Origin of the sequence: Microbacterium sp. C5A9 (assembly GCF_022627955.1) — a bacterium.
Classification (GTDB): domain Bacteria; phylum Actinomycetota; class Actinomycetes; order Actinomycetales; family Microbacteriaceae; genus Microbacterium.
Genome location: NZ_JABXGD010000001.1, coordinates 190140 through 213414, shown reverse-complemented (window position 1 = coordinate 213414; position 23275 = coordinate 190140). Strand labels below are relative to the sequence as shown.

The window sequence follows — 23275 nt, the reverse complement described above, 5'->3', positions numbered from 1 at the left end:
CCCGGGGCTCCGCCTGCGGTCAGACGACGGTGGCGCCGGGCGTCGCCGCGAACTCCTCGAGAGCGGTGATGACGTCGACCGAGAGCACGACCTGGCTCGCGGCGACGGCGTCGTCGATCTGGCCGGTGCGAGACGCGCCGATGATCGCGGTGGTCACCACCGGATCGCGCAGCACCCACGCGATCGCGAGCTGCGGGATCGAGAGGCCGGCGTCCCGGGCGATGCGGTCGATGCCGCGGATGCGCTCGAGGTAGCTGTCGGTGAGCGCCGACCCGTTGAGGAAGTGACTGTTGGCTGCACGCGAGTCTGCGGGCACGTCGCCGTCGATGTACTTGGCGGTCAGAAGGCCCTGGGCGAGGGGCGAGAACACCGCGCTGCCGACCTGGAGCTCGCGCAGCGCCGGGAACAGCTCTGCCTCGGGCGTGCGGTCGAACAGCGAGTACCGCGGCTGGTGCAGCAGCAGCTTCACGCCCTGATCGGCCAACAGCTCGTAGGCACGGCGAGCCAGCTCGGCCGGATAGTTCGAGATGCCGACGTACAGCGCCTTGCCGCTGCGCACGATGTCGGCGAGCGCCGTGACCGTCTCCTCGAGAGGCGTCTCGGGATCGGGGCGGTGCGAGTAGAACACGTCGACGTAGTCGGTGTTCATTCGCGTGAGGCTCTGCTCGAGCGAGCGGGTGAGGTACTTGCGCGATCCGCCGTCGCCGAACGGTCCCGGCCACATGTCGTATCCGGCCTTGGTCGTCACGAAGAGCTCGTCGCGGTAGCGGGCCAGGCCGCTGTCGAGCACCGCACCGAACGTCGACTCGGCCGAGCCGTAGGGCGGGCCGTAGTTGTTGGCGAGGTCGATGTGCACGACACCGCGGTCGAACGCGTGCAGCACGATCTCCCGCTGGCTGTCGAAGGTGCGGTCGCGGCCGAAGTTCTGCCACAGGCCGAGCGAGACCTTCGGCAGCTGGACGCCGCTGGAGCCTGCGCGCTGGAACGGCACATCCTTGTAGCGGGTGAGGGACGCCTCGTAGGGGGACGTCAGGCGGGGGTCATCAGCGGCGATGGGCATGAAGGATGCTCCTATGCGGGGAGGGGACGCGTTCAGGATAGCGCTTGCCGGCCGGAGACCCCGTGCCGCTCCTGCGCTCCGGTGCTCGCGGTGGAGATCGGGAACCCATCAGGTCGCACCGGCCGCTGTCAAGGACGCCGAGGAAGTCGGACGTGCGGGGTAGCGTGGCGCAGAGTCAACGAGAAGAGGTCCATCATGGGCGGGACCCCACCGTCGAAGCTCTCCGGCACGTCGAATGCCATCGTCGTGACCGGAGCACGTGTGCACAACCTTCGTGACGTGGACGTCGCGATACCCCGCGACGCCCTCGTCGCGTTCACGGGAGTCTCAGGCTCCGGAAAGAGCTCCCTCGCATTCGGCACCCTCTACGCCGAAGCCCAGCGTCGGTACTTCGAATCCGTGGCGCCTTATGCGAGGCGTCTGATGAGCCAGGTCGACATCCCCGACGTCGACGCCATCGAGGGTCTTCCCCCGGCCGTCGCCCTCCCCCAGCAGCGCACCGCCGGCAGCGCGCGCTCGACCGTCGGCAGCGCCACGTCGATCGGCAACGTCGTGCGCATGCTGTTCTCCCGCGTCGGCACGTACCCGCCCGGGGCGCAGCCGCTGTTCGCCGAGGACTTCTCCGCGAACACCGTGCAGGGCGCCTGCCCGCAGTGCCACGGACTGGGGCAGGTGTACGACGTGCCCGAGCACCTCATGGTCCCCGACGAGTCGCTGACGATCCGCGACCGGGCGCTCGACGCCTGGCCGAGGGCATGGCACGGCAAGCAGCTCATCGACAGCCTGATCTCGCTCGGCTACGACATCGACATCCCCTGGCGAGACCTGCCCGAGGAGCAGCGCCGATGGGTGCTGTACACCGAGGAGTCCCCTCAGGTGCCGGTGTTCACCGACCGCGGCCCGGCGCAGGTCCGCAAGGCCGTCGCCGCCGGCATCGAGCCGTCGTACATGAGCACGTTCGTCGGCGTGAGGCAGTACGTGCTCAACACCTTCGCGAATTCGAAGAGCGCGAAGATGCGCGACAAGGCGGCGAGCTTCATGGTCAGCGTCCGCTGCCCGCTGTGCGAGGGACGCCGGCTGAAGCCGGAGGCGCTCGCCGTGACGTTCGCCGGTCTCGACATCACGGAGATGGCCGGGATGCCGCTCGCCGATCTCGCGGCTCTGCTCGAGACGGCACTCGACCCGTCCGACGGCGGGGTGCGTGCCGGTGGATCCGCGGCGGAGGCGCTGGCACCCGAGAAGCAGCTCGCCGCGCGACGACTGGTCGACGAGCTGCGCGATCGGGTCTCGCCCATCGTTGAACTCGGTCTGGGATACCTCTCGCTCGATCGTTCGACGCCCACCCTCTCGTCGGGAGAACTGCAGCGCATGCGGCTCGCGACCCAGGTGCTCTCCCAGCTGTTCGGGGTCATGTTCGTGCTGGACGAGCCCTCGGCCGGTCTTCATCCCGCCGACGGCGAAGCACTCGTGCGCATTCTCCGCTCGCTCAGGGACTCGGGCAACACGGTCTTCTTCGTCGAGCACTCCCTCGACGTGATCCGACACGCGGACTGGATCGTCGACATCGGCCCGGGTGCGGGCGTCACCGGGGGCGAGATCGTCTACTCGGGCCCGATCGACGGGCTCCGAGCGGCAGAGCACTCCCAGACCCGGCGGTATCTGTTCGCCGACGAGCTGCGCGCCGAACAGCCGACGTCACCGAGGCCCGCCTCTCGCGAGCCCGACGGCGAGCTCGTGCTCACGGGTGTCTCGCGGAACAACCTCCGCGACGTCTCGGTGTCGATCCCCCTCGGATGCCTCACGGCCGTCACCGGAGTCTCCGGGTCGGGCAAGTCGTCTCTCGTCACCCAGGCCCTGCCCGATCTGCTGCAGAGGAGCCTGTCGAGCGAGGTGGACGGCTCGGTGGCCGATGCATCCGGCGACGAGCAGAGCAGCGCGACAGCGGATCCGCTGTTCTCCTCGCCCATAGCCGAGACCACGGGCCGTGCGTCCGGTCCCGCCGGCCGCGTGCGGCGCGTCGTGCAGGTCAGCCAGAAGCCGATCGGCCGCACGTCCCGATCGAACGTGGCGACGTATACCGGGCTCTTCGACCGCGTTCGCGCCCTGTTCGCCGCGACGCCGGAGGCGCGCAAGCGGCGATACGCCGCGAGTCGGTTCTCGTTCAACCTGCCGAGCGGGCGATGCCCCACCTGCAAGGGCGAGGGCACGGTCGAGGTCGAGCTGCTGTTCCTCCCCACCGTCCATGCCCCGTGCAGCACGTGCGGCGGCACCCGATACAACCCGGAGACCCTCGAGATCGACCTCCTCGGGCATACGATCGCCGACGTCCTCGCGATGACCGTGACCGACGCACGCGTCCTCTTCGCCGACGACGCCGACGTCTCGCGACACCTCGACGCCCTTCTCGACGTGGGACTCGGGTATCTGCCCCTGGGTCAGTCGGCGACGGAGCTCTCGGGCGGCGAGGCGCAGCGCGTCAAGCTGGCCTCCGAGTTGCGGCGCGCTCAGCACGGCGACACGCTCTACCTGCTCGACGAGCCCACCTCGGGACTGCATCCGTCCGACACCGATCGACTGCTCGTCCACCTCCAGCATCTGGTGGACGCCGGCAACACGGTGGTGATGGTCGAGCACGACATGCGCGTGGTCGCCCAGGCCGACTGGGTGATCGACATGGGCCCAGGCGCCGGAGACCTCGGAGGGACGGTCGTGGCGCAGGGGACTCCGCGCTCGGTCGCCGCGGCGACCGGGAGCACGACGGCCTCGTACCTCGAGAAGGCCATCGCGGCGCAGGAGCTCATCGTCTGACCACGCGTTTGCTAGCCTCGTCGGCATGCGTCGCTTCGCCTCGGTCGTTCCTCTCGCCCTCCTGGCCCTCGGCCTCTCGGCCTGCTCACCGGCGACGGACGATGAGACGACCTCGGCGTTGAACGGCGCGGCGTGCTCGTGGGTCGATACCGTGGCCACGCAGGCCAACAACAGCATGATCTCCGCGGATCCGACGGCTCTCGTGACGGCCGGCGATCACCTGCGCGAGGGCATCTCCCTGCCCGACGGCGACCTGAAGGACGCCATCGCCGCCGCGGGCGACGCCGCGCCCGAACTCGAGAGCACGACCGTCATCCTGCCCGAAGACCTCGACTCGTTCAACGAGCACCTCGACAGCGTCTCGTCGATCTGCGTCGACCTCGGTCAGGACGAGGTCTCGACCCGCGTGAAGTACCCCGATTCGCAAGACGTCGTCGAGGTCCTCGACGGCTCGTACGGCGGATAGAGCGGCGCCCTGGGACACTGCCCCGTACACAGAAGATCCCTGCCGAAGCAGGGATCTCAACTGCGGAGACGAGGGGATTTGAACCCCTGGTCCCCGTGAGGGGACTCCACCTTAGCAGGGTGGTGCACTCGGCCGGACTATGCGACGTCTCCAGGCATCCGCTCCGTGAAGACCGGATGCACCCTGCAATCATAACGGGTTCGAGCGGCAGTCACGAATCGCCGTACCGATCGTCGAGCGAGGCCCGCGACGCGGCCCGAGACGACACGGGACAGGCAGCGCAGAACGGATCGCGACGTGTCGTCTCCGTCGCCGTCGCTCAAGACCGGAGGTCGACTGCGTGGCGTCGTTCAGCGACCGGGGATGCCCACGGAGCTGGACTCCCGCACGACGAGCTCGGGCTGGAACCGCACGCGCCTGTCGTGCTCCACGCCGTCGAGCTCTTTGAGCAGCAGGTCGACGCCCGTCCACCCGAGCAGCCTCGCGGGCTGACGCACCGAGCTCAACGGCACGACGGTCGCCGAGGCGAAGTCGATGTCGTCATAGCCCACCATCGCGATGTCGTCGGGAACGCGGATGCTGGAGCCGAAGCTGAACGCCTGCAGCAGCCCGACGGCGAGGAGGTCGTTCGCGGCGAAGACGGCATCCGGGCGCGCCGCCTCGGAGCGCGCGACGATCTGCTCCCCCGCTGCCCGCCCCTGCAGCACCGTGAGAGCCGACTGCTCGAACACCTCGAGTGACGCCTCGGGGTGGGCGGCGACCGCCGTCCGCACTCCGCGGAGACGATCGGCGACCTGGTGGACCGACTGCGGTCCCCCGACGAACGCCAACCGGCGCCGCCCGGCCGAGAGCAGGTGCTCGGCCGCGAGACGACCGCCTTCGACGTCGTCGACGGACACCGAGGGCAGGAGTCCCTCCTCGACCTCGCGGTCGACGAGGATCACCGGCATGCCGCCGGCGGCGAAACGATGGACGGTGGAGAGGTCGTCGGATGCCGGGGTCAGCAGGACTCCGTTGACCCGCTGCTCCTGGAAGAGCTCCAGATGCGCGAGCTGCCGCTCATCGCGCTCGTCGCTGTTGCCGAGCAGCACGGTCATGCCGGCATCCGCCGCACGATCCTCTGCGCCCCGCACCACCTCGGCGAAGAAGGGGTTGCCGATGTCGGGCACGACGAGTCCGATGCTGCGGCTTCGACCGGCTCGCAGCTGGCGAGCCGCATCGTTGCGCACGAAGCCGAGCTCCTGGATCACCCGCTGCACGCGCTCGACCGTCCGCGCGGACACGCGCTCGGGCTGATTCAGGACGTTCGAGACGGTGCCGACCGAGACGCCGGCCGCAGCCGCGACGTCCTTCACCCCTACTGCCATGGCGTGCCTCCGTCCGTCTGCGCGTGCGCCAACGACTACCTTCTCATCCCGCGCGGTTCTCTCCGCGTCTGCGACGCGCGGGCACCGCGACGACGGCGAGCGCCGCGCAGCCGATCCCCGCGATGAACAGGGGCGCGAGAGCCCAGGTCACGACGCCGGTGAAGATCGCCGCAGCGGCGATGTACGCCGCGCCTGCGGCATCCGCCCTGACGACTCCGGGCACGGCGCGGACCGCCGCCTTCCACCCGAGATCCGGCGACCAGGCTCCGGCGGCGACGAGCACGGCGACCGAGAGCGCCAGCAGGCCCGCCCAGCCGACGACCGCGATGGCCTCACCGCCGGGGAGAGCCCCGGACCCCGCGAGCACCACGTCGACGGTGAGCACGGCCGCGATCAGTGCGGCCGGCACACCCACGATCAGCGACGGCAGGATGCCCGCGCGCACGTCGTCCCAGAAGAGACCCGCCCGCGAGTCCTCCGCGGCGACGAAGCGACGCAGGTGACGGATGCCGGCGGCCAGGGCGATCGGCAGGGTGACCACGCCGAGGGCGACGATCGTCATCATGAGCCCGATCGTGAGCACCTCGCCGAAGAGACCGAACTTCGCCGTCGCACCGGGGTTCGCCCCGGGCTCGACACCGGCGACCGTGGGGCCCGCACCGGAGCGGGCCTCACGCTTCGCCGCCCGGTGGGCCCTGCGATCGCCGCTGATGACCGACATGACTAGCCCTTCAGTCCCTGCGTGGCGACGCCGTCGACGAGGAAGCGCTGGAAGACGACGAAGAACAGCAGCACCGGCAGCAGGGCGACGAACGAGGCCGTGACGGTCGCGCCGTAGTCGGACGACGAGGTCTGGTCGTTGTAGAGACGCAGGGCGATGGGCAGCGGGTAGTTCTCGGGGCTGGTCAGATAGAGGAGGGGTCCGAGGAAGTCGTTCCACGCCCAGATGAACGAGAAGATCGCGCAGGTGATCAGCGCCGGCTTGATGAGCGGGAGGATGATCGACCAGAAGATCCGCAGGTGACCGGCGCCGTCGATGCGGGCCGCCTCGTCCATGTCGCGGGGCATCTGGCGGATGAACTGCACGAGCAGGAAGACGAAGAACGCCTCGGTGGCGAGGAACTTCGGCAGGATCAGCGGGATGAACGTGTCGACCCAGCCGAGCTGGTTGAAGATGATGTACTGCGGGATGATCACGACGTGGAACGGCAGCAGCAGCGTGCCGATCATCGCCGCGAACAGCACTCCGAGGCCCTTGAACTGCACGCGGGCGAAGGCGTAGGCCGCGAGAGCCGACGAGAGCACGGTGCCGACCACGGCGGAGACCGCGAGGATCAGCGAGTTCAGGAAGAAGCGCCACATCGGCACTCCGGCGATGCCCTCCATGACCTTGCCGTAGTTCTCGATGGTCGGCGCCTGCGGGAACAGACCCGGGTTCTGACCGAACTCGGAGTTCGGCTTGAACGTCGACAGGAACAGCCACAGCAGCGGGTACAGCACGACCGCGGTGAGCACGATCAGCCCGATGAACCAGATGACGGTCTGCCAGGTCTTGCGCTTGACCCTGCGGCGAGGAGCGGGAGGGCCGGCCGGCGTGGTCTGCTGTGCGGCGAACAACGGCGTCGATGCCGCGCCGGACGTGGTGGCCTGGTTGGAGGTACTCATTTGTCGTCTCCCGAGTAGTGCACCCACGACCTCTGAGTGCGGAAGAGGATGAAGGCGATGATCGCGACGACGACCAGCAGCACCCACGCGATCGCGGCCGCGTAGCCCATCTGTCCGTCGGAGAAGCCGCGCTTGTACAGGTAGACGGTGATGAAGTTCGTCATGCCGGCGGGACCGCCGGTGCCGTTGGAGATGATGTACGCCGAGGCGAACACCTGGAACGCGCCGATCAGACCCAGCAGCAGGTTGAAGAACATCACCGGCGAGAGCATCGGGATCGTCACCGCGCGGAAACGGCGGTACGCGTTCGCGCCGTCCATCTCGGCCGCCTCGTACAGCTCCTTCGGGATCTGCTTGAGGCCGGCGAGGAAGATCACCATCGTGGCTCCGAACTGCCAGACCGCGAGCAGGATCATCATCGGCAGCACCAGGCTCGGGTTGCCGATCCAGCCTCCGAGGTCGACGCCGAAGATCTGCAGGCCGCTGTCGACCGGGCCGTCGGACGAGAACATCGCCCGCCACACGATGGCCACGGAGACCGAGCCGCCGATGAGCGAGGGGGCGTAGAACGCCGAGCGGAAGAAGCCCGCGCCCTTGTCGCGGTAGTTCAGCAGCATCGCGACGCCGAGGGCCGCGGCGAGAGTGATCGGGGTGCCGATGAAGACGTAGACCAGGGTGATCTGCGCCGACTGGATGAAGTTCGGGTCGCTCGTGAACAGACGGATGTAGTTGTCCAGCCCGATCCACTTCGGAGGCTGGAAGATGTTGTACTTCGTGAAGGACAGGTACAGCGAGTACACCATCGGCACACCGGTCAGACCGAAGAAGCCGATCAGCCAGGGCGTCAGGAACGCGTATCCGGTCGCCGTCTCCCGGCGCAGACGGGCCTTCTGCCCCGGCCGGTCGAGCTCGTTCTCTGGACGGCGGCCGCTGCGCAGCGCCCTCCCTCGCCCGGACTTCTTGCCCGTGACGATCGTCCTCGTCGCCGTCGTGCTCATGACAGCTCCTTCCGAAGTGTGTGGGGTGCGGTGGGCCGGGCACGATCGCCCGGCCCACCGACGGGGTCACTGGTTGAGGACGACGTCCATCTCGGAGAAGAACTGCTCCACGGCCTCGTCGACCGTCGTCGTGCCGAAGTTCAGTTCGGTGCCCAGCACGCGGAACTTCTCCTCGAGCGTGCCGTAGCCGACGATCGGCACGGGCGGGGCGTCGCCGAGACGGTCGGCGATGGACTCCTCGTAATCCTTGACCAGCTGGCTCATCGGGTCGAGGTCAGCCGCATCGAGCGCGGTCTGGGACGCGGGGAGACCGCGGTTCGTGCCGAAGATCTCACCGGACTCGGGCGAGTTCACGAGGAAGTTGACGAGCGTCGCCGCCGCCTCGGGGTGCTCGGTCTTGGCCGAGATGGTGTGCAGCATCGAGGGCTTCAGGTAGAGGTCCTTCGCGCCCTCCTTCGTCACGGGAGGAGCCACGAGGCCCAGCTCGGGGTAGCTCTCGCCGAGGTTGGCGAGGTAGCCGGCACCGAAGTTGTCCCAGGTGAGCTCGCTGGCGTTCTTGGCCGCGTCGAAGGCGGTCAGCGGGTTGAGCTCCTCGACCGTCTGCTGCGGCACGACGGCGCCGTCGCGGATGTCGGTTCCCGCCTCCCAGAACTCCTTCAGGCGGTCCTCGTCGAAGCCGGGGGTGCCGTCTTCATCGAACAGGTTCTTGCCCTCGCTGCGCAGCTGGATCTCGAAGTTCTGGATGCGGCCGGTCCAGTCGGACCCGCCCCAGAACGCCCCGCCACTCGCGTCGGTGACCTCGCCGATCCACTCGTCGTAGTCCTCCCAGTCGCCACCGGCGAACTCCTCGACACCTGCGGTCGCGAGGAGCGTGGGGTTGGTGAACATGCCCCAGGCGTTGGTCGAGGTGGCGATGCCGTAGGTCGTGTCGTCGACGACGCCGATGCCGAGGATGTTCTCGGGCAGCGGGTCGGTCTCGATGACGGATCCGAGGTAGGGCTCGAGGTCGAGCAGCAGGCCGTTCTCGGAGTACTGACGCAGGTACGAGTAGTCGAACTGCATCACGTCGGGGAGTCCGCCACCGGCGGCTTCGGTCTGACGCTTCTCCCAGAACTCGGGGAACCCGAGGAAGGTGGCGTTGACCGTGATGTTCGGGTATTCCTCGTTGAACGCGTCGATCGCCTGGTTGTACAGGTCGGCGCGGACGTCGTTGCCCCAGAAGGCGAGGTCGAGGGTGACCTTCTCGTCGGGGTCGTAGGTGGCTCCCGCCTCGGGGGAATCGCCGCCGGCGCAGCCGGCGAGTACCAGCGCTGCGCTGGTGGCGACGGCCGCTGCGGCCGCCAGACGCTTCTTGCTGAACATCGTTGTCCTCTCTGGTGAACGTCCTCGTTCGGCAGGGCCGCGGAACGTCAGTGTCCATGTGGTGCGGGTACGTCCTCCGAGGTGCGACGGAAAACGCTTACCTGCACGCTAATCGAAATTGAAACGTTTCGCAACAGGCAGTTCTCGCCCGCCTTACATCGTTTACCGCGGGACTTCCGATCCTCTCACGACCAGCTCCCCCGCCTCGACGTCGAGACGCAACCGATATACCGCTGAGCGCCGCATCTCTCCCGTGCCCGCGTGCACGGGACCCGTCTCGGCGGTGCCGAAGAAGTAGAACCAGAGGTCCTCGCCGTGACGCACGTGCGCCCCATGGCTCCCATGCCCTCCGCCGGGAGCGTCGGCCAGGATCACGGCATCGTCATCGCCCTGGCGGACCCACCGGATGCCGTCGTCGGAGCGGTACACGCCCATCCCCCGCCACTCGTCGACGATCATCCACCAGAGACCGCCGAGCTCGAACACCGTCGGCCCCTCGTGCGGCCGCCCGCCGATGGCGACGCCGTCGAGACTCCACCGTTGCAGATCGGCCGACGAGGCGACCATGGTCACCGAATCCGCCGCCTCGTCCTTGTACCAGAGCCGCCACAGCCCGTCCGGTGTGCGCGCGGCCGCCGCATCGATGACCCGATCGCTGCTCAGGCGCAGCGGACCGACACGTGTCCAGCGCCGCAGATCGTCGGACCGGTACTCCACGATCTCGCGGACGAACCCGGGCCACCGGTCGGGGATGCCGTCGATCTCGGTGAGGTACATGCGCCAGCGCGCACCGTCCCAGACGACCTCGGGCGCCCAGTGCGTGCGGTCCACCGTCGCCGGCGGCGGGCCGGGTTCGAGCACGAGCTCGGATGCGACCGGCTCGAGCGTTCCGTCGTAGACCCACCCCACGCCGTCCGACGAGGTCGCCACGCCGATCCGGCTGCCGTGGATCCACGACACCCCCGCCCCGGCATCCTCCAGCCCGGCGCGGCGCTGGGTGTAGAACATCCACCACCTCCCCCGCGCGTCGATCACGACGCGCGGATCCGTGGCGCCGTCGTAGACGGGGTCGCGGTAGAGCTCGATCATCGGCGCAGATCGGCCACGGGGCTCGCGAACCCGGCCCGGTGGGTCGGATGCGCCGCCAGGATCTCGGGCGTCACCACAGCGCCGTCGGCGGCGGCCGAGGCATAGATCGCCGCGACGATCTCGAGCGATCGGGCGGGAGCATCCGCCGTGGCCGGAAGGGGCTCGCCCTCGATCAGCGCGTCGAACACGTCGCGCAGCAGGGGCGCATGGTCGCTGCGCTCCTCGGCGTCGGGGAAGGCCCACCCGTCCGCCTCGGCCTCGAATCCGGGGGCGGGCGTGATCTGCCAGTTCTCGTGACCGTGGCCGTAGAGGTGGTCGACCGTGATCGTCGCCTTCTGCGTGTCGATGCGGATCGAGCTCGCCTGCCGCGGCGACACCGCGCTCGTGACCAGCTGGGCGACGACACCCTGCTCGAACACGACCGTCGCCGTGGAGACGTCCTCGGTCTCGGTCTCGCGATCGAGGCGCCAGAGCTCGCCCCGCACCGAGGTCCAGTCGCCGAGCAGATGGGCGAGCAGATCGATCTGATGGATGCCGTGGCCGAGCGTCGTGCCACCGCCTTCGGTCTCCCACCGGCCACGCCAGGGCACCGCGAAGTACTCGGCATCGCGGAACCACAGCGTCTGGCACACGGCGACGAGCGGTCGCCCGAGCGCCCCGCTGCGCAGGAGATCGCGCACGTGCGCGGCTGCCGTGCCCGTGCGCTGCTGGAAGACGACCGCGAGCTGCCGGTCGGCGGCTTCGGCACCGACCCGCATGTCGTCCAGCTCGTCGAGGGAGGGTGCCGGGGGCTTCTCGACGATGACGTGCGCACCCGCGGCGAACGCGGCGAGCGACTGCGCGCGATGCGGCGCCGGCGGCGTGCAGATGAGCACGACATCGGGCTTCTCGGCGGCGAGCATCTCGTCGAGGTCGCCGTAGGCGGTCGGGATGGCGTAGCGGCCGGCGAACTCCTCGGCCTTCGCCCGATCGAGGTCGGCCACGGCGACGAGCTCGGCGCGGGGGTACGCGGCCACGGCCTGGGCATGAAGGTTCGCGACGCCGCCGGTTCCCACCAGGGCAGCACGCAGGGTCTTGTCGGAAGTCATCCGTCCTCCTCAGGGCAGTGGGTCTCTGTCATCGCACGCCGCTCTGTCATCGCATGCCGCTCTGCACCAGGTGCAGCCGAGCGTAGCGCCCGTCGGCGGCCAGGAGCTCGTCGTGCGAGCCCTGCTCGACGATGCGGCCGTGCTCGAGCACCACGATGCGGTCCGCCTGCCGGATCGTCGACAGGCGATGCGCGACCACGAGCGTCGTGCGCCCGCGCATGAGCCGTTCCAGTGCGTCCTTCACCAGGCCCTCCGACTCGGGGTCGAGAGCGCTGGTCGCCTCGTCGAGCAGGAGGATGCGGGGGTCGCGCACGAGAGCGCGGGCGATCGCCAGACGCTGTCGCTGGCCGCCGGAGAGGCGCGCTCCCCGCTCGCCGACGACCGTGTCCCAGCCGTGCGGCTGTTCACGCACGAACTCCCAGGCGTTCGCGTCGCGCAGGGCGCGCTCCACACGATCGGGGGTGAGGTCGGGCATGCCGTAGGCGATGTTGTCGAAGATCGAGCCTTCGAACAGCACGGACTCCTGCGGCACGACCGAGATCGACCGGCGCACGGTGCGCAGATCGAGCTCCTGCATGTCCTGACCGTCGAGCGCGATGCGCCCGCTCGAGGGCCGGACGAAGCCGAGCACGAGGTTCAGGAGGGTCGACTTGCCCGAGCCCGAGGAGCCGACGAAGGCGACCGTCTCTCCGGGGGCGATGCGCAGGTCGATGTCGACGAGCGCGTCCTCCTCGGCATCCGCGTATCGATGCGTCGCGGAATCCAGCACGATCTCCCCGGTGACGGAGGAGACCACCCGCTTGCCGGAGTTCTGCTCGACGTCGGGCTCCTGCAGCACCTCGGCGATCGAGCGGACGGATTCGAGCCCACGGGCGCCGACGGGGATGAGCATGAGCAGCTGCGTGAGCCCGCCGGTCAGCAGGGTGAAGTAGCTCGAGAGCATCACGACCTCGCCCGGAGTGATGGGGAGGAATCCGGTGAGCGCGCACACGGCGGCGAGCATGAGGCACGCGGCGCCGAGCACCTGCATCGCGACCCACGAGATCGAGGCGACCCGACCGTTCAGGAGGTCGAGGTCGAGGCCCGCTCGGCGCACACCGTCGGCGCCGCCCGCGACGCGGTCGATGGCGGTCGACTCGAGCCCGTGGGCGCGGGTGACCGGGATCAGCGACGCCATCTCGCCGACGCGGGCCGACAGCGTCTCGATCTCACGACGGAAGATCTCGTTGCGCCGCTGCGAGCGGTTGCGCATGCCGTAGCGGATGCCGATGGCGATGGGCACCGCCAGCGCGTAGACGGGAAGGAACTGCGGCACGGTGATGGCGGTCATCGCGAGCGCGCCGACCATCACCATGGCCGACGACAGCAGCGGGTGGGTCACCTGCTGGAGCATGAGCTCGACGTTCTCGACGTCGCGCACCACCTTGGTCTGCACGATCGAGGAGCTGACGCGCGTGTGGTACCCGATCGACAGGCTCTGCAGCCGCGCGGTGAGGGCGTTGCGCAGGTCGGCCCCGAGATCGCGCACCACCGTCATGAAGTTGCGCGTGTAGATGATGTGGTTCGGATAGTTCTGCAGCAGCAGCACGGCGGCGAGCGCGAACCACCACAGCACCTCGCTCACCTCGCCGTCGGTCGCCACGACGTCGATGATCGCCGCCGTGATGACGGGCAGGAACCACATCGGGATCTCTTTGATCGCGAAGGCGGTGATGGCGATCGCGAGGCGCCAGGGCCTGCGGCCGAGCAGGCGCAGCACGGAGCGCGCCGGATGCCGTCCGTCGATCAGCGCGGTCGCATGGGAAAGCGCTTTCTGTGCCATGCTTCTATCGTAGGGTCAACACTGTCGCCACGGAAGCGCGACGACCTGAATCGCCGGGAGAGACGCATGACCTTCGACACCGCATTCGACTGGGCCCGTCGCCACGTGCAGGCCGAGCGGCTGCCGACCGCCGTGCTCGGCATGGCGACCGCCGAGGGCATCGTCGACCTCGAGGGCTTCGGCGCCGCGACCGATGCCGTCTACCCGCTGTTCTCGATCACCAAGATGCTCACCGGCATCACGGCGATGAGAGCGATCGAACGGGGTGCGCTCACACCGAACACCCCGCTCGCCGATGCCCTGCCGGCGTTCGGCGCCTCGCGCGACGACATCGTGCGGCTGTGGCATCTCGCCTCCCACACGTCGGGGATCTCCGAGCCTCCGCTCGACACCGCCGTACCCCTTCGTCACGAGCTCCTCACCCGCGGACGCGACTTCGCGGCGGGCACCGCATCGCGGTACTCGACGCTCGCCTTCGAGGGCATCGCCGCCATGATCGAACACGCCACCGGCACGACGTGGGATGCCGGCACCTTCGAGTGGGCGCATGACATCGGCGCGATCGGACTCACGCTCGACACCGCCGAGTCGGTCGGCGTGCCTGATGCCGCGGCGGGCGGGCTCGACCTCGATCGGTTCCACGCCACGCGCGCTCCGGGCGCCGGGCTCCTCGGGCGGGCCGAGGACCTTCTGCATCTCGGCGCCGAGCTGCTGCGCATCCACGAGGACTCGCGCGACGGCATCCTGTCGCCCGCGGGTCTCGCCATGATGCGCCGGCCGCTCACCGGCGGCATCCCCCGCCTCGACCCGTACCCCGACGAGCGGGGCCAGGACTGGGGATTCACTGTCAACCTGCGCTCCCGCGCCCCCGGACTCATCGACCGAGACACCTACGGCCACGGCGGATGGGCGGGCACCGAGTTCTGGGTGCACCCGGATGCGGGCATCGCCTGGGTGCTGCTGACGAACGCGGCCGTGCGACCGGGCGTGGACGCCGACGAGCTCGACAACGCGATCGTGGCGGCGCTCTAGATCCGCCGCGGTCAGCCGGCGTGCCGGGCGATCTTGGCGAACATGTCCTCGAGCAGGAACCGCACGTCGACGCTCTCGACGACCAGGATCTCGCGCTCCGGGTCCGCGGGCTCATAGTGCCCGTCCGCCGTGAAACGCACCCCGGCCTGCCGGCGCATCGCGGCGCAGAACGGGTCGATCATGAGGGCGATCGCCGGTGAGTCCCCGAGCGAGCGCGACTCGACGGCCACGCGGTGGAACCGCGAGTTGAAGTCGACCACCTGCTGGGCGAGATAGCGCCCGAGCTCGCCGTGCGGCTCGACCCGAGCCTCCAGCTCGGCGTATCCCACGTTGACCTGCCGGTAGACGTTCGAGGGCACCTGCCAGAGGCGGATGCCGGAGTCGAACACGACGTTCGCCGAGGCGATGTCGTTGCGGAGATTGAACTCGGGCCACGAGCCGACCGAGACGAGGTCGCCGTACGGCGGTCCCCCGATCCAGATCACGGTCGTGTCGGTGTCGGCGATGTCGGGCGCGAGCAGGAGCGCCGACGCCATGTCGGTGAGCGGGCCGAGGAACGCGATGAACAGCGGCCCGGCGTCGGTGCGCCGCGCCTCGTCGATGATCAGGCGGGCGCCGGGGCTGTCGATGGCGGTCTGCTCGTCGGGCAGCGCCCCCGGTGCCCCGTCGGCCGTGGGCACCTCGTGATCGAGATCGAGCAGACCGAGGACCAGGTCGAGCTCCGCCCGCGATTCCGCGAGAGACTCGGTCGTGCGGTGGGTGCCGAAGTGCGCGGGGATCACACCACGCACGTCGAGCGTGTGCGAGAGAAGCGCGTGCACGATGGCGAACTGATCGTCCGCCTCGTTCTTCACGTCGGAGTTGATGATGACGCGGCGAGTGCGTCGATCGTCGTTGATCATGTCGTCCTTGGTGTGGTGAGGGGTGGTGAACGGTGGTGAGCCGTCAGTCGGCGCGTTCGGCCAGCAGGCGTGCGGTCGCGGTGGCCATGTGCACCGCCATGGCCGACGCCGCGGCATCGCCGTCGCCGTCGCGGACGCCGGCGAGCACGGCCTCGTGCTCAGCTGTCGCGACCTCCGCATGCGCACGGTCGTGCACGGCGCGATCCGCGTACACCTGAAGGAGCGAGCGGATCACGTGCAGATGGTCGGTGAGGGTGTGGTTGCCCGCCGCCTCGGCGAGCGCGTGGTGGAAGTCGAGATCGGCACGCGCGAAGACGGCGAGATCGTCGTAGGACTCGCGCATGCGGGCGACGTCCTTCTCGAGTCGGGCGATCACGGCGGCATCCGCCCGCGCGGCGGCGAGGCGGGCCACGAAGATCTCGAGACCCTCACGCAGCTCGAGGAGTTCGGTGGTGTTGCGCTCGCCGATCAGCAGCCCCCATCGGAGGGTCTGCGGCAGCAGTTCGCTCGCGGCCCCGCGCAGGTAGGTGCCTGAGCCGGGGCGCACATCGACGATGCCCAGGATCTCCAGCGCCGCCAGCGCTTCACGCACCGCCGAGCGGCCCACGCCGAGCGTCGTGGCGAGCTGGCGCTCGGGCGGAAGCCGTGTGCCGGCGGCGATCGACCCCCCGGTGAAGAGGTCGAGCATGCGCCGGGCGACCTCGGAGACCGGGGTGCCGGTGGGGAGGACGCCGAGTGCGGCCGTGATCTCCGAAGAGCGGTCGTCGGGAAAGGCGGGCATGTACGACAACATACGGCAGTCGCGCGGATCGCGGCATCGCTTTTGGTCAACCGGTTTGGCAAATTGACGGCGGGCGACCGCGGTGTCATGTATCGCCGACCGGCTTGCAATTGGTCAACCGGTTTGCCACACTAGGGTCACCCCTCGACCGCCGTCGCTGCCAGGAGTCACCGTGGACCAGATCATCCCCGCCGCGCCCCGCGCTCGGCACGCCGCCGCGAGCGCCGCCGCATGACCCGCCTGTGGAACGACCCGGCCGCCTTCGCCGACGAGATGATCGACGGCTTCGTCGCCGCGCACGCACGGTCGGTCCGTCGCGTCGAGGGCGGCGTCGTCCGCAGCACCGTCGTCCCGCGGGGACAGGTCGCCGTGATCGTGGGAGGCGGCTCGGGCCATTACCCCGCGTTCGGCGGACTCGTCGGCCAGGGACTCGCCCACGGCGCGGCGATGGGCAATCTGTTCGCCTCGCCGTCGACCCAGCAGGTGTACTCCGTCGCCAGGGCAGCCGAGCAGGGCGGCGGCGTCTTCTTCAGCTACGGCAACTACGCGGGCGACGTGCTGAACTTCGACGCGGCGCAGGATCGGCTGCGGCGCGAGGGCATCCCCGCGCACACGGTCGCCGTCACCGACGACATCGTCAGCGCCCCGGCGGCCGAGAAGCACCGCCGGCGCGGCATCGCCGGCGACCTCACGGTGTTCCGCTCCGCCTGCGCTGCGGCCGAGGCGGGCTACGACCTCGACGGAGTGACCCGGGTCGCGACCCTCGCGAACGAGCGCACCCGCTCGTTCGGCGTCGCCTTCACGGGGTGTACTCTTCCCGGCGCTGCGGCACCGCTGTTCACCGTCCCCGCGGGACGCATGGCGATCGGGCTCGGCATCCACGGCGAGCCGGGCATCGACGAGGTCGACATCCCCACCGCCGACGAGCTCGCCGAACTGCTCGTGCAGCGACTGCTCGCCGAGGTGCCCGACGGCGTGGTGGTCGACGGCGCCCGCGCGGTGCCGATCCTCAACGGCCTCGGCTCGCTCAAGTACGAGGAGATGTTCGTCGTCTACCGGCGCATCGCGCAGCTGCTCGAGGCGGCGGGGGTCTCGCTCGTCGACCCGCACGTCGGCGAGTACTGCACCAGCTTCGACATGGCCGGCACCTCGCTCACCCTCTTCTGGCTCGACGAGGAGCTCGAGCGTCTCTGGGACACGCCTGTCGACGCACCCGCCTACCGCCGAGGGTCCGTGGCGACCGCCGAGCAGGCGGTGGTCACCTCGGTCGACCACCTCGACGAGACGCTCACCCCGGGCGATGAGACCTCGCAGGCCGTCGCGCACGAGGTGCGCGAGGCGCTGCAGGTCATCGTGGCCACGGTCGACGAGCACGCCGACGAACTCGGCCGCATCGACGCGATCGCCGGCGACGGCGATCACGGGATCGGCATGCAGCGCGGCTCGCACGCGGCCCTCGATGCGGGCACCGCCGCGGCCGACGCGGGCGCGGGGGCCCGGACCACTCTCCTGCGCGCGGCCGACGCCTGGGCCGACCGCGCGGGAGGCACCTCGGGAGCTCTCTGGGGAGTCATCCTGCGCGCCGTCGCCGAGCATCTCGGCGACTCGGGACGCCCGGGTGCCGACGCGCTGAGCGCGGGCGTCGCCGACGCCGTGCGCGCCGTGCAGACGTACGGCAAGGCGCAGGTGGGCGACAAGACCATGGTCGACGCGCTCATCCCCTTCACCGATGCCCTCTCCGCCGCGGTGGCAGGGGGCGCGACCCTCGTCGACGCCTGGGCCGACGCCGCAGACGCCGCGCGCACGGCGGCGACGGCCTCGGCCGACCTGCTGCCGAAGATGGGCCGCGCACGCACCCACGGCGAGCAGGCCCTCGGCACCCCCGACCCCGGCGCGGTCTCGTTCGCGCTCATCGTCACGGCACTGGGCGGCTCGCTCGCCCGGGTCACCCCCTGAAAGGCACACCATGACCGACCAGCTCCGCCTCGTGATCGGCTGCGACGACGCCGGCTTCGACTACAAGGAGATCCTCAAGAAGGACCTCGAGGACAGCACCGGCGTCGCCTCGGTGGTGGATGTCGGCGTCGACGCCGACGGGCACACCGCATACCCGCGCGTCGCGATCGCCGCCGCCGAGCTCGTCGCACGCGGCGAGGCCGACCGCGCTCTGCTCATCTGCGGCACCGGGCTCGGCGTCGCGATCGCGGCCAACAAGGTCGCGGGCGTGCGTGCGGTGACGGCCCACGACTCGTTCTCGGTCGAACGCGCGGTGCTCTCGAACAACGCGCAGGTGCTCACGATGGGCCAGCGCGTGGTGGGCATCGAGCTCGCGCGCCGCCTCGTGCGCGAATGGCTCGGGTACCGGTTCGACACCACGAGCGCCAGCGCCGACAAGGTCGCGGTCATCGACGAGTACGAGAGCACCGGATCCTGCTGATGTCACGGGTGACGGTCGGCGTGAGCCTGAAGACGTACTTCGGGCACGAACGGGCTCGCGCGTGGTTCGACGAGGTGGCGGCGCTCGTGCGCGGCCACGACGCGGTCGCCGCCGGTGCGGTCGAGCTGTTCATCACCCCGACCTACCTGCAGGTTCTCCCCGCGATCGCCGCGTTCGACGGGACGCCGGTGCGCGTGGGAGGTCAGGATGTGTCCGCCGACGGCCCGGGCGCGCACACCGGCGAGGTCACCGCGGCCGAGCTCGCCGAGGTCGGCGCGACCATCGCCGAGATCGGACATGCCGAGCGGCGCCGGCTGCACGGCGAGACCGACGACATCGTCGCCGCGAAGACGCGCGCGGCGCGCGGCGCCGGCCTCACCCCGCTGCTGTGCATCGGGGAGGTCGAGCAGCAGGATGCCGCGCGCGCGGCGATCGTCGCGGTGGCCCAGCTGCGCTCGGCGGTCGAGGGCGCCGACCCCGGAGCGGTGATCGTCGCCTACGAGCCCGTGTGGGCGATCGGAGCGCCGGAACCCGCGGCGCACGACCACATCCGCATCGTCGCCGCCGCCCTGCGTGATGCACTCGACGCCGACCCCGCCCGTGCGGGATCCGTGGTGATCTACGGCGGGGCCGCGGGCCCCGGCCTCCTGACCGCGCTGGGCGACGCCGTGGACGGCGTGTTCCTCGGCCGCTTCGCGCACGACCCCGCAGCGCTGGTCACGGTGCTCGACGAGGCCGCGGCACTCGCGGCTCGACGCACGCTGGCCGCCACCGGCAGGCCGTCGTGATCGGGCTCGGCACCTACGCCTACTTCTGGCAGCACTCCGACCGCGTCCCCGAGCCGTTGAGCCTCATCGGCGCGTTCGAGGACACCCGCGCCCAGGGCGTCGACCTCTTCCAGATCTGCGACTACGCGCCCCTCGACGACATGAGCGACGCCGAGCTCCGCGACGCCGCGGCGGCCGCGACCGACCTCGGACTCACGATCGAGCTGGGCACCAAGGGCATCGAGCCCCGGCACCTCGCCCGTCAGCTCCGGATCGCCGAGGTGTTCGGCGCCGCACTCCTGCGCAGCATGGTGCACGGGCCCGGCTCCCGACCCTCCCTCCCGGAGGCGGATGCGTGGCTGCGCGACGGCATCCGCTCGTTCGAGGCGGCGGGCGTCACCCTCGCCCTCGAGACCTACGAGCAGGTCGCGACGAGCGACCTGGTCGATCTCGTCGAGAGCGTCGGCAGCGATCACCTCGGCATCTGCCTGGACCCCGCCAACGTCGTCGCCCGACTCGAGACCCCCCGCACCTGCGTCGAGCAGACCGCACCGTATGTTCGCAACGTGCACGTCAAGGACTTCGCCTTCGCCCGCCAGGACGGCTGGGTCGGCTTCACCTACTCCGGCGCCGCCATGGGCGCCGGACTGCACGACTATCCCCACCTGCTCCGCACGGTCTCGCCCCGCGAACGCGGGATCAACGAGATCGTCGAGCACTGGTTGCCCTGGCAGGGCGACGCCGAGACCACCATCCGCACCGAGCGGGCCTGGACCCGCACCACCCTGGACCACCTGAGGAGCACACCATGAGCCACAAGATCGCCGTCATCGGCGCCGGAGGGAAGATGGGCATGCGCGTGTCCGACAACCTCGCGCGGACCGACCACACCGCCTGGTACGTCGAGAACTCCCCCGCCGGCCGACAGCGCACGACCGACGCCGGGCGCACGCTCACCGACGCGGCGACCGCCGTCGCCGACGCCGACATCGTCGTGCTCGCCGTGCCCGACCTCGCTCTCGGGCCGGTCACGGCCGAGCTGGTCCCCCAGCTGCGCTCCGGCGCGATCGTGCTTACGCTCGACCCTGCCGCCGCCTACGCCGGACTCCTGACCACGCGCGAAGACGTCATCCAGGCCGTGGCGCACCCGTGCCATCCGTCGATCTTCCTGCAGCGCGAGACGCCCGAGCAGTGGGCCGACACGTTCGGCGGCATCGCCGCGCCTCAGGACGCCATCGCCGCCGTCGAGAGCGACGACCCGGCCGCCCGGGCGATCGTCGAAGAGACCGTGCGCGCCATCTACGCCCCCGTGATCGACGTGCACTGGGTCACCGTGAAGCAGCTCGCCCAGCTCGAGCCGACGCTCGTCGAGACGGTCGCCTGTATGATCGGCGCCCTGCTCAACGAAGCGCTGCACGAGGCCGTGACCACCATGGGCGTGCCTGAGGCGGCCGCCCGCAGCATCCTCTACGGCCACACCCAGGTGGCGCTCGCCAACGGTCTGCGCGGCGACAACCCGTTCTCCGACGCATGCCTGATCGCCATGGACTACGGCCGCGAGAGCATCATCAAGGACGACTGGAAGAAGATCTTCCGCGACGACGAGCTCGACAAGAACCTCGCCCGCATGCTGCACCTCGACCGGATCGAGCGCTGACATGGCCCGGCTCGAAGGCAGGACCGCCCTGGTCACGGGAGCGGGAGCGGGCATCGGACGCAGCGTGGCGGAGCGCTTCGCGCGGGAGGGTGCACGGGTGATCATCGCGGACCGCGACGCCGATGCCGCCTCCTCCGTCGCCGCGTCGATCGGCGAGCGGGCGCGTGCCGTCGTCGTCGACATCTCCGACGAGTCGTCGGTCGAGGCCGCCTTCACCGAGGCGGCGGCCGACGGCTGGTCGCCCGACGTCGTCGTCGCGAACGCCGGCGTGCAGCTGTTCGGTCAGGATGCGAAGGCCGCCGACCTCGACCTCGACGTCTGGCGCCGCACGATCGACGTCAACCTGACCGGCACGTTCCTCACGGTGAAGCACGCGGTCCGGGCGATGCTGGCCTCGGACGGAGGCTCGATCATCCTCACCGGCAGCCCCACCGGGCTCACCGGCGAGGGGCAGGACTTCACGGCATACTCCGCGTCGAAGGCCGGCATCCACGGCCTCACGCGCACGGTCGCCGCGGCGTACGCGCGCGACGGCATCCGCGTGAACACCGTGGTGCCCGCGTACACCGAGACCGGGCTGGTGTCGACGATCTCGGACGACCCGGAGTCGCGCGCCGCCATCGTGGGCCGCATCCCCGTCGGCCGCGCGGGCACGCCCGCCGATGTCGAGGGAATCATGGTGTTCCTGGCCAGCAGCGACGCCGACTTCGCCACGGGAGCCCTCTTCGCCGTGGACGGCGGGATGACCTCTCTCTGAGGTCGAGGACACGTCTCCCAGAGCGAGGACGCGTCTCCGAGAACGGGGACACGTCGAGGCACGGTGCGGGGATCCGTCGATGGTCCCCGCACTCCCCTACGATTGCGTCACAGTGCAAACCGTGAGGGGGTGCCCATGCCGGATTCCCGAGCGAATCCCACGATCAACGCCGTGGCTCGTGAAGCCGGGGTGTCGGTGGGCACCGTGTCGAACGCGATCAACGCCCCGGCACGCCTCGCGCCCGAGACCCTGCAGCGCGTGCAGGAGGTCATCGACCGCCTCGGCTACATCCGCAGCTCGGCAGGTCGCACGCTGATCCGCAACCGGTCGGACGCCCTGGGCCTGATCACCCCCGACCTCGTGAACGTCCTGTTCGTCGAGATCTCACGCGGAGCACAGCTCACGGCCGCCGCGAACGGCCGCTACCTGATGATGGCGAACAGCCTGTTCAACGCGCACGAGCTCGCTTCCGGCACCGTGCAGCACGACCTCCAGGACGAGTTCCTCGAGCACTTCGCCGAGGCGAGGACCGGCGGCGTGATGGTCGCCTCGATGCGCGACCCCACCGCGGGCATCGCGAGGATCCGCAATCACGTGCGGCCGATCGTGGTGGTGAACTACGACGTGCCGGGCGCCGACTGGTGCACCGTGCTGATGGACAACGTGCAGGTGGGTCGGGCCGCCGTCGATCACATCGCCGATCTGGGCATCCGCCGTGCGTTCTTCGTGTCGATCCCCGATATCGTGCAGCCGGTCGTCGAACGCCGTCGCGGCCTGCGGCAGGCCGCCGCCGAGCGCGGCGTAAGGCTCACCGAGATCGATGCCGCCGGGCTCATGGCGGCAGACGGCCGTCGCGCCGCGGAAGACCTTCTTCCTCTGCTCGCCCGGGAGCGATGCGCGATCCTCGCCGTCAACGACAAGGTCGCGCTCGGGGTGCTGCAGCTCCTCCGCGAGCACGGCGCGCTGAGGGTGCCCGACGACGTCGCCGTGGTCGGCATGGACGGTGATCACCGCGACGACGGTGCCGACTGGATGACCCTGACGTCGATCGAGCTCCCCGGGTTCGCGATGGGCGCCGAGGGCGTGCGGCTGCTCGCCGCCGAGGAGGAGCACGACCACGTGCACGAGAGGGTCGCGCTGCCCGTGCGCATCCGCCCGGGAGAGAGCACGATCGGCTCCGCCGGCACCCGCGCCGAGGCGTGACGGCCCACGCATCC

General features: G+C 70.1%; 21 protein-coding genes and 1 tRNA gene. 10 read left to right on the top strand and 12 right to left on the bottom strand.

The window, feature by feature from the left end:
• Positions 1–19: 19 nt before the first annotated feature.
• Positions 20–1060: an aldo/keto reductase gene (locus HWD99_RS00895; protein WP_241794356.1), complete on the bottom strand. Its 1041-nt coding sequence runs from the start codon at positions 1058–1060 to the stop codon at positions 20–22.
• A 195-nt stretch (positions 1061–1255) separates the two neighbouring features.
• Here HWD99_RS00895 and HWD99_RS00890 point away from each other — a divergent pair, with 195 nt between their 5' ends.
• Together HWD99_RS00890 and HWD99_RS00885 are read left to right on the top strand one after the other, a co-directional pair.
• Positions 1256–3868, top strand: a complete 2613-nt coding sequence (locus HWD99_RS00890) for an excinuclease ABC subunit UvrA (RefSeq protein WP_241794355.1) — start codon at positions 1256–1258, stop codon at positions 3866–3868.
• Positions 3869–3893: 25 nt separating this feature from the next.
• Entirely contained in the window at positions 3894–4334 is a 441-nt protein-coding gene (locus tag HWD99_RS00885; RefSeq protein ID WP_241794354.1) for a hypothetical protein, read from the top strand.
• A gap of 63 nt (positions 4335–4397) precedes the next feature.
• Here HWD99_RS00885 and HWD99_RS00880 read toward each other — a convergent pair.
• The 9 genes from HWD99_RS00880 to HWD99_RS00840 form a co-directional block, all read right to left on the bottom strand.
• Positions 4398–4486: transfer RNA gene (locus tag HWD99_RS00880), tRNA-Ser, on the bottom strand.
• A gap of 198 nt (positions 4487–4684) precedes the next feature.
• Complete coding sequence (locus HWD99_RS00875) at positions 4685–5701, bottom strand: LacI family DNA-binding transcriptional regulator (protein ID WP_241794353.1); 1017 nt, start codon at positions 5699–5701, stop codon at positions 4685–4687.
• Positions 5702–5744: 43 nt separating this feature from the next.
• The gene (locus tag HWD99_RS00870; RefSeq protein WP_241794352.1) at positions 5745–6422 is read right to left on the bottom strand and encodes a hypothetical protein; all 678 of its coding nucleotides are present in this window, start codon (positions 6420–6422) and stop codon (positions 5745–5747) included.
• A gap of 2 nt (positions 6423–6424) precedes the next feature.
• A complete protein-coding gene (locus HWD99_RS00865) occupies positions 6425–7366 on the bottom strand; it encodes a carbohydrate ABC transporter permease (RefSeq protein ID WP_241794351.1) in 942 nt (313 codons plus the stop codon).
• A complete protein-coding gene (locus HWD99_RS00860; RefSeq protein WP_241794350.1) occupies positions 7363–8364 on the bottom strand; it encodes a carbohydrate ABC transporter permease in 1002 nt (333 codons plus the stop codon). Before HWD99_RS00860 ends, HWD99_RS00865 begins: the two co-directional genes overlap by 4 nt.
• Positions 8365–8430: 66 nt before the next feature.
• Entirely contained in the window at positions 8431–9726 is a 1296-nt protein-coding gene (locus tag HWD99_RS00855) for an ABC transporter substrate-binding protein (protein WP_241794349.1), read from the bottom strand.
• A gap of 162 nt (positions 9727–9888) precedes the next feature.
• Positions 9889–10815, bottom strand: coding sequence for a hypothetical protein (locus HWD99_RS00850; protein ID WP_241794348.1), 927 nt, complete (start codon positions 10813–10815; stop codon positions 9889–9891).
• The gene (locus tag HWD99_RS00845) at positions 10812–11903 is read right to left on the bottom strand and encodes a Gfo/Idh/MocA family protein (protein ID WP_241794347.1); all 1092 of its coding nucleotides are present in this window, start codon (positions 11901–11903) and stop codon (positions 10812–10814) included. Before HWD99_RS00845 ends, HWD99_RS00850 begins: the two co-directional genes overlap by 4 nt.
• 46 nt (positions 11904–11949) lie before the next feature.
• Entirely contained in the window at positions 11950–13725 is a 1776-nt protein-coding gene (locus tag HWD99_RS00840; RefSeq protein WP_241794346.1) for an ABC transporter ATP-binding protein, read from the bottom strand.
• A gap of 66 nt (positions 13726–13791) precedes the next feature.
• Here HWD99_RS00840 and HWD99_RS00835 point away from each other — a divergent pair, with 66 nt between their 5' ends.
• Positions 13792–14757, top strand: a complete 966-nt coding sequence (locus HWD99_RS00835; protein WP_241794345.1) for a serine hydrolase — start codon at positions 13792–13794, stop codon at positions 14755–14757.
• Between the two features lie 11 nt (positions 14758–14768).
• Here the strand turns inward: HWD99_RS00835 and HWD99_RS00830 are convergent, their stop codons facing one another.
• On the bottom strand, positions 14769–15659 hold the full coding sequence (locus HWD99_RS00830) for a nucleoside hydrolase (RefSeq protein WP_241794344.1): 891 nt from the start codon (positions 15657–15659) through the stop codon (positions 14769–14771).
• 43 nt (positions 15660–15702) lie between these two features.
• Positions 15703–16440 (bottom strand): FadR/GntR family transcriptional regulator, encoded by a 738-nt coding sequence (locus HWD99_RS00825; protein WP_241794342.1) that lies wholly within the window; start codon positions 16438–16440, stop codon positions 15703–15705.
• Positions 16441–16671: 231 nt separating this feature from the next.
• Between HWD99_RS00825 and HWD99_RS00820 the strand changes: the two genes are divergently transcribed.
• From HWD99_RS00820 to HWD99_RS00790, 7 genes are all read left to right on the top strand, one after another.
• Complete coding sequence (locus tag HWD99_RS00820) at positions 16672–18396, top strand: dihydroxyacetone kinase family protein (RefSeq protein WP_241794340.1); 1725 nt, start codon at positions 16672–16674, stop codon at positions 18394–18396.
• Between the two features lie 10 nt (positions 18397–18406).
• Entirely contained in the window at positions 18407–18877 is a 471-nt protein-coding gene (locus tag HWD99_RS00815; protein WP_241794339.1) for a ribose-5-phosphate isomerase, read from the top strand.
• On the top strand, positions 18877–19665 hold the full coding sequence (locus tag HWD99_RS00810) for a triose-phosphate isomerase family protein (protein WP_241794337.1): 789 nt from the start codon (positions 18877–18879) through the stop codon (positions 19663–19665). The genes HWD99_RS00815 and HWD99_RS00810 overlap by 1 nt, the downstream gene beginning before the upstream one ends.
• The gene (locus HWD99_RS00805; RefSeq protein WP_241794336.1) at positions 19662–20456 is read left to right on the top strand and encodes a sugar phosphate isomerase/epimerase; all 795 of its coding nucleotides are present in this window, start codon (positions 19662–19664) and stop codon (positions 20454–20456) included. Before HWD99_RS00810 ends, HWD99_RS00805 begins: the two co-directional genes overlap by 4 nt.
• The gene (locus tag HWD99_RS00800; protein ID WP_241794335.1) at positions 20453–21301 is read left to right on the top strand and encodes a phosphogluconate dehydrogenase C-terminal domain-containing protein; all 849 of its coding nucleotides are present in this window, start codon (positions 20453–20455) and stop codon (positions 21299–21301) included. The genes HWD99_RS00805 and HWD99_RS00800 overlap by 4 nt, the downstream gene beginning before the upstream one ends.
• Before the next feature lies 1 nt (position 21302).
• Positions 21303–22058: an SDR family NAD(P)-dependent oxidoreductase gene (locus HWD99_RS00795; protein ID WP_241794333.1), complete on the top strand. Its 756-nt coding sequence runs from the start codon at positions 21303–21305 to the stop codon at positions 22056–22058.
• 135 nt (positions 22059–22193) lie between these two features.
• Positions 22194–23261 (top strand): LacI family DNA-binding transcriptional regulator, encoded by a 1068-nt coding sequence (locus HWD99_RS00790; RefSeq protein ID WP_241794332.1) that lies wholly within the window; start codon positions 22194–22196, stop codon positions 23259–23261.
• Positions 23262–23275: the final 14 nt, after the last annotated feature.